The sequence below is a fragment of the Natrinema caseinilyticum genome (assembly GCF_024227435.1).
In the GTDB taxonomy this organism is placed as follows: Archaea; Halobacteriota; Halobacteria; order Halobacteriales; family Natrialbaceae; genus Natrinema; species Natrinema caseinilyticum.
Map to the genome: position 1 here is coordinate 3106524 of NZ_CP100445.1, position 15680 is coordinate 3122203.

14 protein-coding genes are annotated in these 15680 nt (G+C 64.6%); 4 read left to right on the forward strand and 10 right to left on the reverse strand.

Translation table 11 applies throughout. The features are described from left to right. Positions 1–228: 228 nt before the first annotated feature. The 4 genes from NJT13_RS15225 to NJT13_RS15240 form a co-directional block, all read right to left on the reverse strand. Entirely contained in the window at positions 229–1311 is a 1083-nt protein-coding gene (locus tag NJT13_RS15225) for a molybdopterin-dependent oxidoreductase (RefSeq protein ID WP_254522489.1), read from the reverse strand. Positions 1312–1642: 331 nt separating this feature from the next. Then, positions 1643–2083: an ester cyclase gene (locus NJT13_RS15230; protein ID WP_254522490.1), complete on the reverse strand. Its 441-nt coding sequence runs from the start codon at positions 2081–2083 to the stop codon at positions 1643–1645. A gap of 548 nt (positions 2084–2631) precedes the next feature. After that, entirely contained in the window at positions 2632–3711 is a 1080-nt protein-coding gene (locus NJT13_RS15235) for a flavin-containing monooxygenase (RefSeq protein ID WP_254522491.1), read from the reverse strand. A gap of 85 nt (positions 3712–3796) precedes the next feature. Then, positions 3797–4609, reverse strand: coding sequence for a helix-turn-helix transcriptional regulator (locus NJT13_RS15240; protein ID WP_254522492.1), 813 nt, complete (start codon positions 4607–4609; stop codon positions 3797–3799). Positions 4610–5120: 511 nt separating this feature from the next. On the opposite strand from NJT13_RS15240, the gene NJT13_RS15245 reads away from it, so the two are divergent. From NJT13_RS15245 to NJT13_RS15260, 4 genes are all read left to right on the forward strand, one after another. Continuing rightward, on the forward strand, positions 5121–5681 hold the full coding sequence (locus tag NJT13_RS15245; RefSeq protein WP_254522493.1) for a hypothetical protein: 561 nt from the start codon (positions 5121–5123) through the stop codon (positions 5679–5681). A gap of 21 nt (positions 5682–5702) precedes the next feature. After that, on the forward strand, positions 5703–5864 hold the full coding sequence (locus NJT13_RS15250; protein ID WP_254522494.1) for a hypothetical protein: 162 nt from the start codon (positions 5703–5705) through the stop codon (positions 5862–5864). Positions 5865–6536: 672 nt separating this feature from the next. Continuing rightward, the gene (locus NJT13_RS15255) at positions 6537–8402 is read left to right on the forward strand and encodes a glycoside hydrolase family 15 protein (RefSeq protein WP_254522495.1); all 1866 of its coding nucleotides are present in this window, start codon (positions 6537–6539) and stop codon (positions 8400–8402) included. A gap of 1620 nt (positions 8403–10022) precedes the next feature. Further along, a complete protein-coding gene (locus NJT13_RS15260) occupies positions 10023–10670 on the forward strand; it encodes a hypothetical protein (protein ID WP_254522496.1) in 648 nt (215 codons plus the stop codon). On the opposite strand, the gene NJT13_RS15265 is transcribed toward NJT13_RS15260, so the two are convergent. From NJT13_RS15265 to NJT13_RS15285, 6 genes are all read right to left on the reverse strand, one after another. Continuing rightward, entirely contained in the window at positions 10621–11019 is a 399-nt protein-coding gene (locus NJT13_RS15265; RefSeq protein ID WP_254522497.1) for a hypothetical protein, read from the reverse strand. The two genes, NJT13_RS15260 and NJT13_RS15265, sit on opposite strands and share 50 nt — an antisense overlap. A gap of 180 nt (positions 11020–11199) precedes the next feature. Further along, positions 11200–11328, reverse strand: coding sequence for a hypothetical protein (locus NJT13_RS23205; protein ID WP_256549401.1), 129 nt, complete (start codon positions 11326–11328; stop codon positions 11200–11202). Positions 11329–11536: 208 nt separating this feature from the next. Continuing rightward, positions 11537–11932, reverse strand: coding sequence for a helix-turn-helix transcriptional regulator (locus NJT13_RS15270; RefSeq protein WP_254522498.1), 396 nt, complete (start codon positions 11930–11932; stop codon positions 11537–11539). 376 nt (positions 11933–12308) lie between these two features. Then, positions 12309–13115, reverse strand: coding sequence for a 5'/3'-nucleotidase SurE (gene surE / locus NJT13_RS15275; protein WP_254522499.1), 807 nt, complete (start codon positions 13113–13115; stop codon positions 12309–12311). Positions 13116–13206: 91 nt separating this feature from the next. Continuing rightward, entirely contained in the window at positions 13207–14787 is a 1581-nt protein-coding gene (locus NJT13_RS15280) for a small ribosomal subunit Rsm22 family protein (protein WP_254522500.1), read from the reverse strand. Then, complete coding sequence (locus tag NJT13_RS15285) at positions 14784–15620, reverse strand: prephenate dehydrogenase/arogenate dehydrogenase family protein (RefSeq protein ID WP_254522501.1); 837 nt, start codon at positions 15618–15620, stop codon at positions 14784–14786. Before NJT13_RS15285 ends, NJT13_RS15280 begins: the two co-directional genes overlap by 4 nt. Positions 15621–15680: the final 60 nt, after the last annotated feature.

A 15680-nucleotide genomic window follows, 5' to 3' on the forward strand; every position in this document is an offset into this window, starting at 1 on the left:
ACACGTTCGTGACGCGAGCAACGTCGCGGCCGGCGAACATTCTCGTCGGTGTTCGGCTTCGAAGGGGAGACTGCGCGAGCGACCCCGGCACCGGTAGTTGTATCGGCTACCGGTGATGGGGGAGCCGTACCGAACAGAACGGTGGACACGAGAACAGCGAACACGTATGCAGCGGACGACGCTCTGACGCCGGGCTTTCCGAACGACGACTACGATAGCTATCGGTACTCAATCGAAGCCACTGAGTAGCGTCACGACCCACTGGGCGGGGTCGTCGCGTCGGCGGACGTCCACTCGGTCGATCCACTTCACCCATTGAAATCCTCGACGGCCGGGCGCCACGAGACGCATCGGTGCACCGTGGCCGTGGCTGAGCGGTTCGTCGCCGACGTGCGTCGCGAGAAGCGCCTGCCGCGCCTCTTCGATCGGTAGCGACCAGCGGTAGCCGGTCACCGAGACGAACCGGACGAATCGCGCCTCGTCGCGGACCTCGGCCGCGTCGAGCAGGTCGCCGACGCGAATCCCACGCCACCGTTGAACGGTGTACCAGCCGCTCGTGCAGTCCAGGAGCGCTTCTTCTTCGCTACCGTATCCGAGGGTGGCGTACGCGTACTCGAGGGGCGTCTCGACGTCGCCGCGGACCGTCAGCGTCCAGTCGGAGCGATCGATCGGATCGGGGTCGTCCGCGACCCACGACGTGACCGGAAACCCCTCGTTGCCGTTTCCGCGTCGCGGTTGAGACCCCGTGAACCGCCGGTCGGCGCCGTGTGTGTCGAGGATTCGATTCGTGCGTTCCTGCCCCCAGTAGGTTACCGCACCACCGAGCAGGAGCGCCGTGTACGTAAGCGTCGTCCGTCGGCGGTCGAAGTCACGCCGACTCGGGAGACGAAAGCGGGTCGTGAGGTGCCACATCATCAACGGGACGAGCACGAGCCCGAATCCGACGTGGACGCTCAGAAGCGTCCAGTAGGAGAGCCGGACGTCCAGTCCGAACGCCCAGGCGATCCCCGTTGCGAGCGCGCCCACCGCCGCAACGACGGCGAGTATCGACAGGAGCGTGGACGCTCGCCACTGCTCGCGTTGGGTAAGCCGATATCGAACTCGAGCGAGTTTGAACCCCAGTAGTCCGACGAGAGTCAATCCGGCGATCCGATGGGCCCAGAATACCGGTGGGGTCGTGAGAGTGAACGAAGCGATCCCTGAGACGGCCTCGAACGTGACGATTCCGAAAATGGACCAGTCCACGACTCGAGGTGGCGGTTCGAGAGCGGAGAGGCCACGTCGCACGAGAGCCATCGGCCTGTATCCCATGCTGTGTGGTACAGTCTTACATAGCAAGAAACGTTGTGTCTCCCCACTCCCGCGGTGAGCGATTCGCGAGAGCGTAGAACGGGCACAGCGCGTGTTCCACGACTCCCCACACTGTTCGACGTTTCGTCCCGGAACAATCGGTCATACCCTGATGGCTATCTCCCGTTCCCGCCGCGAGGTTTCAGGAGCGGATCACCGTCCGCAGAAGCCAGCGTGGTAGCTCAGGTCCGTCGGAGATCCGAGAAGCAGAGACGGTCCCATCCAGCGGAGTGATCGTTCGGAAAGCGTTGGACGGGCTTTCCCGTCGCCGTGCGAGGACTGTGACGGGCGGCTACATCGGCGGCACCTCGGGGACGATGCCGAGCTGGATGAGTGTGGTGAGCTGATCGTAGTACCACCACGCCTCCGTCGCCTTCGTGCCGTCCATCACGTGAATCGTGACTCCCTCGAACTCGACTTCCTCGTTCGTCGGCTCACCGTTGAACGGGGGAAGTGGCCCCTCGTGCGTGCCCCGGGCGCGGTATCTGGTAACGACCGTGTCGTCTTCGACTGTGGTGTCCAGGATCTCGACCTCGAAGTCCGGAAAGGTATCCCGAAGGTCCGTGATCCACTCTTTGAACGCCTCTCGTCCCTCGTAGTCCTCGCCGTGAGCGACGTTGTGCATCACCATGTCTTCCGCGTAGACTTCGTCGACGTAGTCGATATCACCTCGGTTGAAAATTCGTTCGTTCGTCTCTTCGACCTGTGATTTCAGTTCGTCGGGCGGATCCATTGATCGACACCTGGACGCCGATAGGTCGTTTCGCTGTGGCATTGTAATGACGTCGCTATCCCGACTCGCAGTCGGTAAGCGAGGTATAACGAGCGGAGCCACCGGCCACACGCCGTATCCTTCCTCGAGAGCGGACAGCCCGCGCAGTCCGAAGGCTGACGAACGACAGAGACAAACGAATCCGAATAGGCCGTCACTTCTGCCAGCCCCAGCGTTGAACCTCGTCGAACAGACCGTTTCTTTCCTCGCTGCCTCCACACCCCTTGCGGGCCCCTCAGGTTGAATGGAGCAGATGACCGACGGAGGTGCAACCGCTCCGACGCCGAACGGGCGGTCGTCGAGGAAACGATCGACGGGGCGCACTTCAAGAACGACGACGCGTTCCAGTCGGTGGTCGACCGTATCCGAGAGTACGAGTGAGAATCCGTGGTCGATTCCTCCGGACGTGGCTCCTCGAGTGCGCGGCTATCGAGTATCTCACCGACGCCCAGTGGGAAGCGACGCCGAACGCTTCGTGACGCATCGATATCGAATACCGGCTCGTCGATCTAGGTTCGCGACGTGAGGTGGTTCACGACGTATTTTGCGTCACGACCGACGCCGGTGAAAAGCGAGGAGGTCATCGAATAGAGAAAGAACAGGCCGACGAAGTAGAGTCCGGGCGCGTCGGGAACGACACCGCGATCGTGAATGGGCTCTTTGGGCTTGCTCTGACCGTCGAAGACCGGGAGGTCGATCCAGGAGAAGTTGGGCCGAAAGCCCGTACACCAGACGACGTTCGCAACGTCCAGGACTCGATCGGCGCCGACCACGGGCCGGCCGTTCCGGACCGAGGTCGTCCGGGGCACGCGGTCGATTCCGGTCGCGGCCAGGTCCTTTGGCTTGATTCGGACGAGCGGACCGCCCCGGGAGAGGACTTTCGGCCGCAATCGCCGTCCGATGGGCGTGCCCGTCGTCAGTATCCGGTGGAAGAGCACACGCATGACGAACGGCACCCCGAGATGTCTGCCGAACCAAGAGTCGATGTGGAACGGGACGTGACCGACGTCCGACCCCGATACCCACGTCTCGTGACTATCGGCGACCTCGAGTGCGATTTCCGCCCCCGAGTTTCCCGCCCCGACGACGAGGACACCGCCATCCTGGAGTTGCTTGGGGTTGCGATAGTCGTTCGCGTGTATTTGGACGATGTCGTCGGCGAGTTCGTCGGCGAAGTCGGGCACGACTGGGATCTGGTAGCTCGACATCGCCACCACGACGTTCGCGGCTTCGATCCGGCGGTCGTCCGCGGTAATTCGGTACCTATCGCCGTCTCGTTCGAGCTTCCTGACGCGGACGTCGAGGTCGACAGGGAGGTCGAACAAGTCGGCGTACGTCTCGAGATAGTCGGCTACCTCGTCTTTCCCGGGGAAGTAATACGGCGACGTCGGGTACGCCATTCCTGGCAGACTGCTATAGCGGGCAGGCGTGAACACGCGGAGCGAGTCCCATCGATTCCGCCACGCGTCGCCGATCCGTTCGCCGGCGTCGAGAATGACGAAGTCCTGCTCGTGCTGTCGAAGGTAGTACCCGGTCACGAGACCGGCCTGACCGCCGCCGATGACGACGGTGTCGTAACGCTCGGTCATAGTCTCTGCCCTCACCTGAATGGAGACCCGCTGGGACCGTCGTGATGTCGCGTGCAGAATTTCACGTCGTGAAACCGTGATGCAGTTACGGCGTCTGGAACGTGTCGACGGTAGAGGGGTCGACCGGCGTCGCCTCCGATTTCACCTCCTCGAAGGTCGAGACGGCCCAGTCGCGGGCTTCGGGTGCGTCGGTATCGACGACGGCCACCAGTGCGCCGGTCTCGGGATCGTGACAGCAGATGCCAGCCCGGTCGTCGACGATCCCCAGGCCACACCGGTCGCTGCCGGGGAGGTGGTCGTGAACGAAGACGCTCGCGTGGTCGCAGGCGGTGACTTCGCGTATCCGTTCGGGATCCCAGGCGAACGTCCCCTGGAGTGATTCGGGCGTGAACACGTACTCGAACGTCATCCCGTCGAGGACCGCCCCGCAGGCCGTCTCGAGGTTAGACGATTTGTACACGATGCTGTCGAACCCGCGCAGCGTCGACGTCGATTCGATGAGGTGGCTGAGCCGTTCGACGGGTTCGTAGGGATACGCCGGCCCCGGATAAGAGACCACCGCATCGGTGAACAAGTCGACGCCGAATCCGGGCATGTCGAGCGGCAGCCACCGCCAGACGTCCCGGAGCTTCGCCTCGGTTTCCATCGCGTCGCGAAGCGCGAGAAACCGATCAGCGACGAACTCACCGAGGGGCGTCAACGCGTATACCGCGCCGTCCCGCTCTACCCATCGATGGTCTAGGAAATCACCGAGGATGCGCCCGACAGTGGGGGAGGAGGCGCCGGTCGCCTCGCGAAGGCTCCCCCGGTCGGTCGGTCCATCGTGCAGCGATTCGAGGACGCCGACCCGATGGGACGATCGGGCCACGAACTCGATGGTTTCGATGCCGGGTGCCATGTGCTAGCTAGGGTGGCAACCAGCTTAGTCCTTCTTCAGAGAGCGGTGGTTGAGTTGGCGGACGGACCGTTTGAGCGAACGAGAAGAAACCGGTAGTAGCGCGCTGCCATCGCATCGGGCTCGGGAACCTCGAGCAACTGTTCTCCGTCGGTCTGGCTCAGCCGGACCGTCGCGTCGTCGCGGCGTGCGTGCCGTTTCAAATTCAGGACGGCAGGGTTGCCTGCATCCCGGACACGAACCGCCGGAAATGTCGCCCCTCGGTAGTGATCGAGAAGAATCGGGGCGATTCCGTCCGACTCACATCGAATTCTTGGACACGGAACGCACGCTACGGATAGACGCACACTGGACAGCGTCTCTAGATATAGAATCGCGATCGGATATCGGGCACGCTCAGCGAGGTAACTACCGATTCGAACTTGATACCCATGCATTAGACGGGCATCTGTCTATTCGTGTTGCGTTCTAAACACGACCAATGGCACACGATGAGCGTGTATCCCGACGGCGAATGCTCGAGCTGACAGGTGTCGCGACGTCGACGGCGTTCGTCGCCGGCTGCGGTGGAAACGGTGGAAACGGGGGTAACGGCGGTAACGGGGGTAACGGCGGTACTGGCGGTAACGGCGGCGTCGAGATCGAACCCGGCACGCAGATCGAGTTCGACGGGCAGACGTCCGGCTGGCTCGGCATCGCACCCGACTCGATCGCGGACATGGAGAACCCGACGCTCATCCTCCAGGGGGGCGAAACCTACGAGATCGGCTGGACGACCGGTGACGGCGCCCGACACAACATCGAGATTCGGAACGAAAACGACGAGATCGTCGACGACCTCGCGACGGAGGTCGTCACCGAACCCGAAAACCAGTGGCTCGAGTTCCAGCCCACCAGCGAGATGACCACGTACATCTGCCAGGTCCACCCGACGACGATGGTCGGCGAGATCCAAGTCGAAGGTGGCGGCGGTGGCGGCGGTGGCGGCGGTGGCGGCGATGGCGGTAACGAGACTGGTAACGAGACCGGCAACGAAACGGGCGGCAACGAGACCGGCGGTAACACCACCGGCTAACGACTGCGGCGACGGAAGGTTGTGGCCGTTGTCGCCGTCGAGGCTGTGGCCGTTGTCGCCGTCGAGGCTGTGGCCGTTGTCGCCGTCGAGGCTGTGGCCGTTGTCGCCGTCGAGGCTGTGGCCGTTGTCGCGGTCAACCGCCTCGAGGTCACGCACCGTGGCATCCGCCTCGACAACCTGTGAATCCACAGCGTGTCCCCGAGTCCCAGTCTCGACTCGACAGCACGCGATCGATCGAACGGTCCACAGACGGTCCAGTCGCGGTCCAGTTGCAACAGTCCTCGAGGACCGGATTCGCGGACGGTGTTCGATCCGCTCGAAAATTCGTCACTCGCCGTTTCGACTCGAGGACGCCCGTCCAAAAACCGGTGGCAGCGGCGAGATCCAGAGTCGGACCTCACTCGGGACGGTACACTCCACCTTCGAGAGGGCAGACAAACAGTGGGAGGGAGAGAGCAGGAAAGGTGGGTAAAGTGGCGGGTCGGCAGGTGTGTGGGTGTGCGATGTGGGGTCTCTGTCGCGCGTCGCATACCACGCGACAGTCCCGTGTTTCGAACCGAGCGATATCAGCGCCGTCCCGATTCCCGCTCAGTTGGAATCGGATGCCGACGGGTCACCAGGGTCGTTCCCTCGACGACGGGTGTCGAGGTCGCGACAGGCAATCCGACGGTCTGCCGGGATCGATGGCGTACGGCGGTCGTGTCACCCGGCTCACGACGAGCGACCGTCGCTCCGTGCGCGGTCCGCTTTTTTCTGGCTCGTCCTCGAATGGGTCGGTATGTCGCTGAGTCCACCGCTCGAGTTCGCTCCGCGCGCTCCGTGCGATCTGACGGGTCTCTCTGCAGGTGAGCGGGAGTGATCGAATCCGGATCCTCGTATCCGCCGATCGAAGCCTACGGGGTCGTCGGCAACCTCGAGACGTGTGCGCTCGTCGCGCCGAACGGATCGATCGACTGGTTTCCGTTCCCGCACCTCGAGTCGCCGAGCGTCCTCGCCGCGATGCTCGACGCGGACCGCGGTGGTCGGTTCCGTATCGGCCCGGTCGACACGTACGAGACCGATCGACGGTACGTGGACGAGACGAACGTCCTCGAGACGACGTTTCGCACGGGATCGGGGATGGCGACCGTGACGGATTTCATGCCACCCGCTGGTCGGGTCGATCACCCGAAGCAGGTTCTGTACCGCAGGGTGGCGTGCACGGACGGAGCGGTCGACCTCGAGATCGAATTCGAGCCGCGGTTCGACTACGGGCGGGCCCAGACGACGATCCGATCGGTCGAAAACGGCGTTCTCGCCGCCGGGTCCGAACAGCGGACGCTCCTCGAGAGCCCGATCGAACTCGCGGTCGAGGACGGGCGAATCGCCGGCGAACTGTCGCTCGAGGCCGGCGACGTGGAGTGGGTCTTGCTCCGGTGTACGGGTGCCGAGGGGGCGAGGACGGATCCGGCCGCCGCACTGGAGGACACGCTCGACTACTGGACCGAGTGGGGCCACACCTGTGCCGGCGGTGACGGCTGTGCGTTCGAGGGACCGTGGCACGACCAGATCGTCCGCTCCGGACTGGTTCTCAAACTTCTGACGCACGCCGAATCGGGGGCGATCGCCGCCGCGCCGACCACGTCGTTGCCGGAGGACATCGGCGGCGTTCGGAACTGGGATTATCGGTTCAACTGGCTTCGTGACGCCGGGTTCACCGTCCAGGCGCTGATGAACCTCGGGACGGTCGAAGAGGCGACCGACTACGTCGACTGGGTGATGGATCTCTGTCAGACGGACGCCCCGGACGAGATCCAGCCGGTGTACGGACTCCACGGCTCGTCGGACCTCGAGGAGCGGGAAATCGGGAGCCTCGAGGGATATCGGGGCTCGCAACCGGTTCGCATCGGAAACGGAGCGGCCGAGCAGCGACAACTCGATATCTACGGCGAACTGCTGCTGGCGGTCGACGAGAGACGACAGTACGGGCGGTCCCTGGCGGACGACGAATGGGACCGAATCAGGGGAATCGTCGAGTACGTTCGCGAGGTCTGGGGCGAACCCGACGCCGGTATCTGGGAGGTCCGCGGCGGAACCGAACACTTCGTCTATTCGAAGGTGATGTGCTGGGTCGCCCTCGATCGGGGGATCGAAATCGCCGTCGAGGGCGATCGTGATGCCCCGCTCGGGGCGTGGCGAGAAACCCGCGAGCGGATCAAGACGGACGTGCTCGACAACGGTTTCGACGAGGAGGTCGGCGCGTTCGTCCAGGCCTACGGAACGAAGACGCTCGACGCGACGGCCCTCCTGTTGCCACTCGTCGGATTCCTGCCCTTCGACGACGACCGCGTCCGGGGGACGATCGACGCGGTCGAGGACCGATTGGGCGAGGACGATGCGTTCGTGATGCGGTACGATGGAGACGACGGACTTCCGGGTGACGAGGGGGCGTTCGTCCTGTGCTCGTGCTGGCTCGTCGACGCACTCGCGCTCTCCGGGCGCGTCGAGAAAGCCCACTCGAGATTCGAGACGGTGCTCGAATACGTGAATCCCCTGGGGCTCGTCGCGGAGGAACTCGATCCGCAGACCGGCACACACCTCGGGAACTACCCGCAGGCGTTCAGTCACATCGGAATCGTCAACAGCGCTCTCTACCTCGGCTTCGCTCGAGGGCGTGGGACGCCCGGGCCGGAACCGATGGGGATTCGCCTCGGCGAGCCGATCGGAGTTCCCGACGCGTAACGGGCGAGCGGACCCGAGGGCCGAATCGGCCACCGGTGGTCGTCCGATCGGCCCCGAACGGGGTCCGTCGCGAGCCGAGTACGTCCGGACGCGTGAACGGACCGAAAGCACCGCGGACCGGGGTGCAGCCGCGCCCGCTCGAAATCGAACGCGACTGCGACTGCGGATGCGGTCGAAGAACCGTCGAGTCTCGGCGGTGCACGCTGGAGGACGGAGCGAATCGCGACGAGATGCCGACCGTCCGAGTCGACCGGGTTCTCGTCGCGGATACGAACGCCACTCGAGGGCAGTCCAGACGCTCGGAGATCGGTGTCTCACGGTTCGGGAAAGTGCTGTGTCCGGGTTCTGTGGGACTACAACCGGCCGGACACAACGTGGGTGTAGATGGTGGTTGGCTGTCCGATGAGTTAGCCAGTGTCGCGCAGCGGGCCACGCGACGGTCAGGTCTCTCGGCGCAGACGATATCAACCCCGTCCAGTATTCCCGCGACGTTGGAATCAGGTACCGAGGGAATCATCACGGTTCCGTCCGGGAGTATTCGAAACGCGTTCGTGGTCGTGACGAGTGCCGACCGGGATGGACGTCCATCGGACGGGTGCTCCCGAGAACCGAAGTCGGCGTCGGACGACGTTTGCGACGTACCGGAACGTGAGACAATCAGGCGACCCGGAATTCGAGGTTACCGAAATACCCATAGTGATCAATCCCCCATCCACGTCAGTATGGCAGACTACGCCGAGGAGCGGTGTGCCACCTGTAATGGCAAACGGATCGTTCGGACTGACGGGTCCGTGTGGTGTCCCAACTGCGCCTTGTTCGATCCGCGACAACGAGCGACGTAAGAACCGTCCGCCAGTGCAACGGCGGGAGGTCGGCAAGCGAGAACGAGTCGCCAGATTTGGAGCGGCCGCTAGCCGGCGAAACGCGACGGGACGATCGTTCCCCCCGCACCGCTTCGCTCTCGAGTCCGACTGAACGGGGCCAGTGTCGGGAGGACCCAGTCGCTCGACGCGGGACTCGCAGACCTCCGATCGCGGCACCGAGCGGACTCGCCGTCCGGGTCCGCTCGAGATGGCGGACGCTCAGCGGGACGACCGCAACAGCGAGTCCGCGGACGGACGATATTCTGAATCGGCCGGGTGGACCGTTCAGAATTCGTAGTGTGCGATCTCCTGTGATTCACAGGTAGGACACGTGTCGACGCCCGGCGAGAGTTTTTTACCGCAGTTTCGACACTCGTGGAGCGCCGTGATCCCGGCCGACCTGGTTCTGCGAGTTCGCTTTCGCAGCACGTTGAATGCACCCATGGTAACTCCCCTCGTGTATCTATTGCGGGCGCGCGGTTATTAGCATTATTAATCATGATGTTGAATCTCCCGTCGCCGGTTCAGTACGGATGGCCTGCAGATTCGCACGCGGTGCCGACGATGAGTGCGGACTTCGGCGGTCGAACCGCGAACGGTTCGAGAAAGTCTGCGGTGATTCGCGTGTCCCGTCTCGACTGGCACACGGTCTCCGACGTCGCGGACAGCGTCGCGATTCCACGCGGTCGCGTCCGATTCGACGGTCGTTGCGGGAGACGAAAAATTCTTCTTTGAGAGACTATTGGATTTACTCATAATGAACGGTAATAGGGGCGGCGAGGACCGAAAAGAGACGACGCTACAACGACGACGGCTCCTACAGGCGACTGCCGGAATCGGCACCGCGACGCTCGGATTGTCGACCCGGGCGAGCGCCGTCGAGCCCGGTCCCGGACCCGTCGAAGAGCTCGTCGATTGTTTCTCGTTCTGGGATACCGCCCCCGAGACGTATCCGCAACTCGACCTGACGGTTTCGGCGCCGACGACCCGGAACGTCCCCGATTCACCGGCCGAGGTGATGATTTACGCTCACGGGTGGAACAGCGAGGGAGCAAACGGCCGTGACCAGGCGATTACGTTCGAACACGCGCTACGTGAGGATGGATACGAGTATCCGGTGGTCAACGCGCAGTGGGAGTCGAATTCGCTGGACCTCGCCGAGGCCGGGAGACGGGCTGACGTCTGTGGTCGTCGTCTGGCGGAGTGGCTTCGTGGCTACCGCGACCGCAATCCGGACGTGACGGTCCGGCTCGCCGGTCTCTCACTCGGCGCACGAGTTCCGCTCTCGGCGCTCGAGACGCTGGACGGTGACGGTACCGTTTCCAGCGTGTCGCTCTTTGGCGCCGCGGTCGACGTCACGTGGCTCTTGGCTCTGTTCGAACACTCCCGACGGATACGACGGTGACGCCATCGACGCCTCCGTTCGGAAGCTCTGCAACTATTACTCGAACGCCGACGACACGATCTGTACGACGTATCGCGTCGGCAACCCGAACGGGGGGCTCGGCTGCGACGGTGCCGATTGCGACGGTCCGCCCGGCGACGGCTCGACGCCGGATTCCTACGTCGACGTGGACGTGTCCGGCGAGATTGGCGGCCACTGCGCCTATCAAATTCCGACCGAAGGAGTCGTCGGGCGGGTAGTGGAAGACTTCAGGGCCGTCGACGACGCTGGCGTCGCCCGCGGTGACAGCTAACGCCGTCGGCTGGCCGATACCGAATGTGCGGGACACGCCGCTCGGCAGGACCCGCACGAAGCCGGTCGCGCGGTGGCTCTCTCAGTGAGTCAGCTCAGTCGTGGGAGACGTGGCCGGTCGGAACTCTCGGTGGCGGTGCTTTCTGGACCGCTCAGTTGTTCCGAGAACTCTCGGTCCGCAGACCGGTCGAGGCGGGACGAGAGCCGTGCTCCGAAAACGCGGGAACCGGTACCGTCGTCAGAAGACGCCTCGCAGAAGCACCAGCGTGATTCCGGAGAGGATGATGAGACTGAGGAAGCCGGCGAAGACGAGCGCCGCTTGCCGGCCGGTGAGCGATTCGCCGTCGAGGAACTCTTCTGAGACCATGCACGATGGTCTCGAGCGGTTCGCTTAAACGTGTTGGTCAGCGGATCTGGACCGCGTTGCCGGGGTCGCGACCGATCCGTGACAGGGGAGACGTCGGCGCGTAGAACAAAACGTCCACGACGACGCCGCGAGTGGGGGCGTCGCTCGAGCGAGAACCCGCTCCCGGGCGGAGGGCGTCCCTGTGAGATTCGTCTACGGGTCCGTCGTGCTATTCGTTGAGGTGGCCCCGATACCCCTTCGGTTCGAAGCCACGCCGGCAGATGACGCGCTTGCGACCGACCGTGATCGCACTGATCTGGTTGTCGTCTTCCATGCGATCGATGACGGTCTCGAGCCGGTCCTGTGTCCACTCGGTTTCGTCACGGATCGTGGCCTGGTCGACCCGTCCGCCGCGTTTGACAAGCAGCCTGAGAATTTTATCTTCGTCGGGTAGTTCGCGTTCGTCGACACCGTATTCGATCTGTTCTGCATAACTTAACGTTTCGTCCTCGTCGTCCACGTCCCGGTCCTCGGTCGACGTCGTCGCGGACTCGTTCGACGTGGATTCGTCGGCCGAACCGCTCCAGAGAGACGAGAGACGCGCCCAGAGTGCACTGAATACCATTCGTTTATCACGCTCCGTTGGAACTACCACAGCTTGAACGCCCATCTACCTTGATTTTATGTTCCATATATTACACACCTAGTTTCCATTGGTTACGTTACGACTATTTTGACGGTTCCGTCCGCGTTTAGCACCGTCCTTGCAGGTCGCAAGTCGATTATCACCTTCGGCGACCGACAGGCTCGCGGGCACCCTGAATTGCGCGCGGTCGAACCGTGGACCCATCGGGCCGTGATCGGCGGGAGCCACCGCGTTCCGGCGATCGGGGTCACCGAGGCCGCTCGAGAGGGCTCGAGCGGCGGCGACCGGGAATCGCGCTCGATGCGTCCGACACCGAACGCGTCGTTCGGTCCGCGCGGTCCGATCGTCACGGTCGTCACCCGTCGGTCGCCCCGACGAATTCCCGGTACGAGTCCGCGAGCGAGTCGAGCGCTTCGTGGTGGTTCGTCGAATGGGGCGCCGTCAACGGCGAAACGCTGATGCGGCCTTCGACGATCGCGCGGCGGTCGGTGCCGACCGGGTCGGGAATCGAAGCCGGGTCCATATCGTCCCAGACGCGATCGTGGAGCGAGATGTGGCCGCCGTCGCGTTCGGCGTCCATCTCGTAGCGTTTCGAGGGGCGCGTTATCTCGATGGGTGCAGGTTCGTCGTCCGGCAGCGGGACGTTGACGTTGAGATACGCGGCGTGGTCGAACACGCCAGCCTCGAGTGCGCGCTCCGCGAGGTAGGTCGTCACCCGGGTCGCTTCGGCGTAGTCGTCGGCCGTCACGTCGACCGCCGTAAACGACGTGTCGTCGACCGGGACGTACAGCGACGTCGCGATCGACGGGACGTCGAAGAACGCCGCTTCGACGGCAGCGCTGATCGTTCCGGACCGACCGAGGACGTACTCGCCGAGGTTCGCACCCCTGTTACAGCCGGCGACGACGAGGTCGGGGAAGGGGCCGAGTTCGGCGAGGCCGGCCACGACGCAATCCGCGGGTGTCCCGTGAACTGCGTAGCCCAGTTCGTGGTCGTCGACTTCGACCTCGTGCGAGAGCGATCGACCGCTGGCGCTCCGGTCATCGGCGGGGGCGACGACGGTCACGTTCGCGCGTTCGGAGAGGGCATCGTACAGCGACCTGATACCGGTGCTATCGATCCCGTCGTCGTTGGTCAACAGGATCTCGAGGTCGTCGCTCATGTCACGTCGGTCGAACGGCGATACGAAAAGCCCACCGCTTTTGCCAGTCTCCGGTTCGAGGCGGTCCGGTGGACTATCGTTTCCCAGTGGATCAGGCGATCCGGTCGACTATCGTTTCCTCGTCGACGACCAGGTTGTAAGCCTCCTCGTCGTCGTTCCAGAGCGCCAGGGCGCCTTCGAACGAACAGACCTCGCCGTAGTCGGCCTCGAGCAGCGGCCGGTTCAACGAGGTCTCGTTCGTGAGGACGGCGTAGTGTTCGACGTCCTCGCTCCCGTCGCTGATCTTGAACAGGGGATTCGATCCGCCGCGGTCGGCGTCGCGACCGCCGCCGTCGGGTCCGCTCAGCGACCGGCTGAGTTTCGCCGCGACGAGGTCGATCCGATTGGGAACGTGCTGGCCCATCTCGGCCATTTTCGCCCACTCGCTCGTCTCGAGCGCCATGTCGATCCGACGGCGGCCGTCGAGTCGGAGCAGCGAGTAGGAAAACTGAACGTCCACGTTGACGAATTCGCCGGGCGAGTGGTCCTCGTCGTCGGCCGACGCGGCGTCATCGAGTCGCCGCTGGAATCCCGGGACCTCGACGTCCGGCCGAACGTCGAACGACCAGCCGCGGTCCGACGGGGTTTCGCCGGGCCAGAGTCGAACCGTGGGACCGTAAACGGTCACCTCGCCGAGACGGTGGGTGGCCGACTCGTCGACGCTATCGCGGTCGACGTCGACGTCGCTATCCGCTCCGTCCCGGACCCGTTCGCCCTCGAGTTCGCGTTCCACCGCTCGCAACCCGATACTGGTGTTCTTGTCGGCGGGCGCCATCGCCAGCAGCGTCCCGTCCGGCGCGAGCGTCTCGAGGACGGACCGCGTGACCGCCACGGGATCGTCGAGTTCGCTCAGAACGTTACAGGCGAGGACGAGGTCGAAGCCGTCGTCGGGTGCCGCGGGATCGAACCCATCGCCCGCCCCGTCAGTGCCGCCAGCGACGATCTCGCTCGGATCGAACGCTTCCGCCGTCGTCCGGTGGATCGCGGTGTGGACGTTTCGGCTGGTCGCCGCGAGCATGTCTTCGAGGACGTCCGCCGCGGCGCTCGGTTCGATCGCGTGGTACTCGAGCAAGGCGTCGTCCGGCACGTAGTCACAGAGTCCAAGCGCGGGGCCGCCGACACCCGCACCGACGTCCAGCACTCGGAGGTTCCGACCTAGCAGGTTCCGGTCGGCGAGGTCGTCGAGTGCGTACTGGATCGCCGCGTAGTAGCCCGGGAGGTGGTAAATCGCGTACCCGGCCGCGACGTCGTCGTCGTACGCGACCGCGCGGCCGTCGAGGTAGTCGGCTTTGAACCGGCGGATCGTCGACCGCAGGAGGTCCCCGGACGCCCCGTCGTACCAGTTCGGACCGTAGCGGTCGACCAGCACCTCCTCGAGTCGACGTTCGTATTCGGCGGGAACGCGCGTCACCGGCTCTCGACGGGGCCGAACGGGGTCGTCGCCGACCGGAACGAAGGTGCCGTCCTCGCACTCGACGAGGCCGAGGTCGGCCGCGTCCTCCCGGAGGTGTTGTCGGACGACCGCCGGATGGGGCGTGCCCTCGACGTATTCGCAGATCTCGTCGGGGTCGATCGGCCGGACGTTTCGCAGGTATTTCGCGTTCGACCGGATGGCCTCGCGCTGGTCGGTCACCCGTCACCACCGCGGCCACCGCCGCGTCGGTCGGCGTCGGACCCGGCCTCGATTCCGTCCGACCCGCCGTCGATTTTCGCCGACTCCGCATCCGTCTCGTCGTGCCACTGAGCGGCCGCCGCCCGATACAGCGACTCGAGTTCGTCGGAATCGGCGTCGGCGATCGCAGCGGCGGCGTCGGCGACCGCGTCCGCTCCGTCGAACGTCTCCTGAATGTCGGCGTAGACGCGCGGCGTTCCCGCGGTCACCTGCCGGGCGAGTCGCCTGAGGTCCTCGTATATCGGCGTTTCGAACCCGTCCGGAACCGATTCCGCGGCGAGTGCGAACGAGAGGACCGCCGCGTGGGTCGCCGCCTGGACGGTCCCCATGGCCCGGTCGTGGTCCGCCGCCGTCGTCTCGAGCAGGACGTTTCCGCGCCCCTCGAGGGCGGCGATGATCTCGTCGGTCGCCGGCCCCGATCGGTCGCGAACGACGGCGATCGAACCGGGCGCGCGAGCGGGTGCAAAGAGGGGGTGCAGACTCACGCGCTCTAAGTCGGGAGCGTGGGTCGCCATCGCCGTGAGCGCGGGTTCCATCACGCCCGAGACGTCGACGATCGCCCGACGTGCTCGTCCCGCCTGCTGGCGGATCGACTCGGTGACGTGCGTCATCGGCACGGCGAGACAGACGACGTCGTACGTCCCGTCGCCCTCGAGGGCGGCGACCTCGCCGCCGACCGCTTCGGCCGCGGCTTCCGCGGTATCCTCGTCGACGTCGGCGAATGCGATCCGGGCGTCTACCGCATCCCCGAACCACGTCCCCATCGACCCCGCGCCGACGATCAGCACATCCATCGGTCGCCTCTACCTTCCGACGTTGCAAAAGCCGTTCGATCGATCGGCTCGCGTGAGTAT

Excerpts from the sequence above, each read along its gene's own strand:
- NJT13_RS15260 (WP_254522496.1), top strand. The coding sequence starts at position 10,023 with ATGAACGGTAATAGGGGCGGCGAGGACCGAAAAGAGACGACGCTACAA.
- NJT13_RS15285 (WP_254522501.1), bottom strand. The coding sequence starts at position 15,620 with ATGGATGTGCTGATCGTCGGCGCGGGGTCGATGGGGACGTGGTTCGGG.
- NJT13_RS23205 (WP_256549401.1), bottom strand. The coding sequence starts at position 11,328 with ATGGTCTCAGAAGAGTTCCTCGACGGCGAATCGCTCACCGGCCGGCAA.
- NJT13_RS15245 (WP_254522493.1), top strand. The coding sequence starts at position 5,121 with ATGCTCGAGCTGACAGGTGTCGCGACGTCGACGGCGTTCGTCGCCGGC.
- NJT13_RS15240 (WP_254522492.1), bottom strand. The coding sequence starts at position 4,609 with ATGGCACCCGGCATCGAAACCATCGAGTTCGTGGCCCGATCGTCCCAT.
- surE (WP_254522499.1), bottom strand. The coding sequence starts at position 13,115 with ATGAGCGACGACCTCGAGATCCTGTTGACCAACGACGACGGGATCGAT.
- NJT13_RS15230 (WP_254522490.1), bottom strand. The coding sequence starts at position 2,083 with ATGGATCCGCCCGACGAACTGAAATCACAGGTCGAAGAGACGAACGAA.
- NJT13_RS15235 (WP_254522491.1), bottom strand. The coding sequence starts at position 3,711 with ATGACCGAGCGTTACGACACCGTCGTCATCGGCGGCGGTCAGGCCGGT.
- NJT13_RS15225 (WP_254522489.1), bottom strand. The coding sequence starts at position 1,311 with ATGGGATACAGGCCGATGGCTCTCGTGCGACGTGGCCTCTCCGCTCTC.
- NJT13_RS15270 (WP_254522498.1), bottom strand. The coding sequence starts at position 11,932 with ATGGTATTCAGTGCACTCTGGGCGCGTCTCTCGTCTCTCTGGAGCGGT.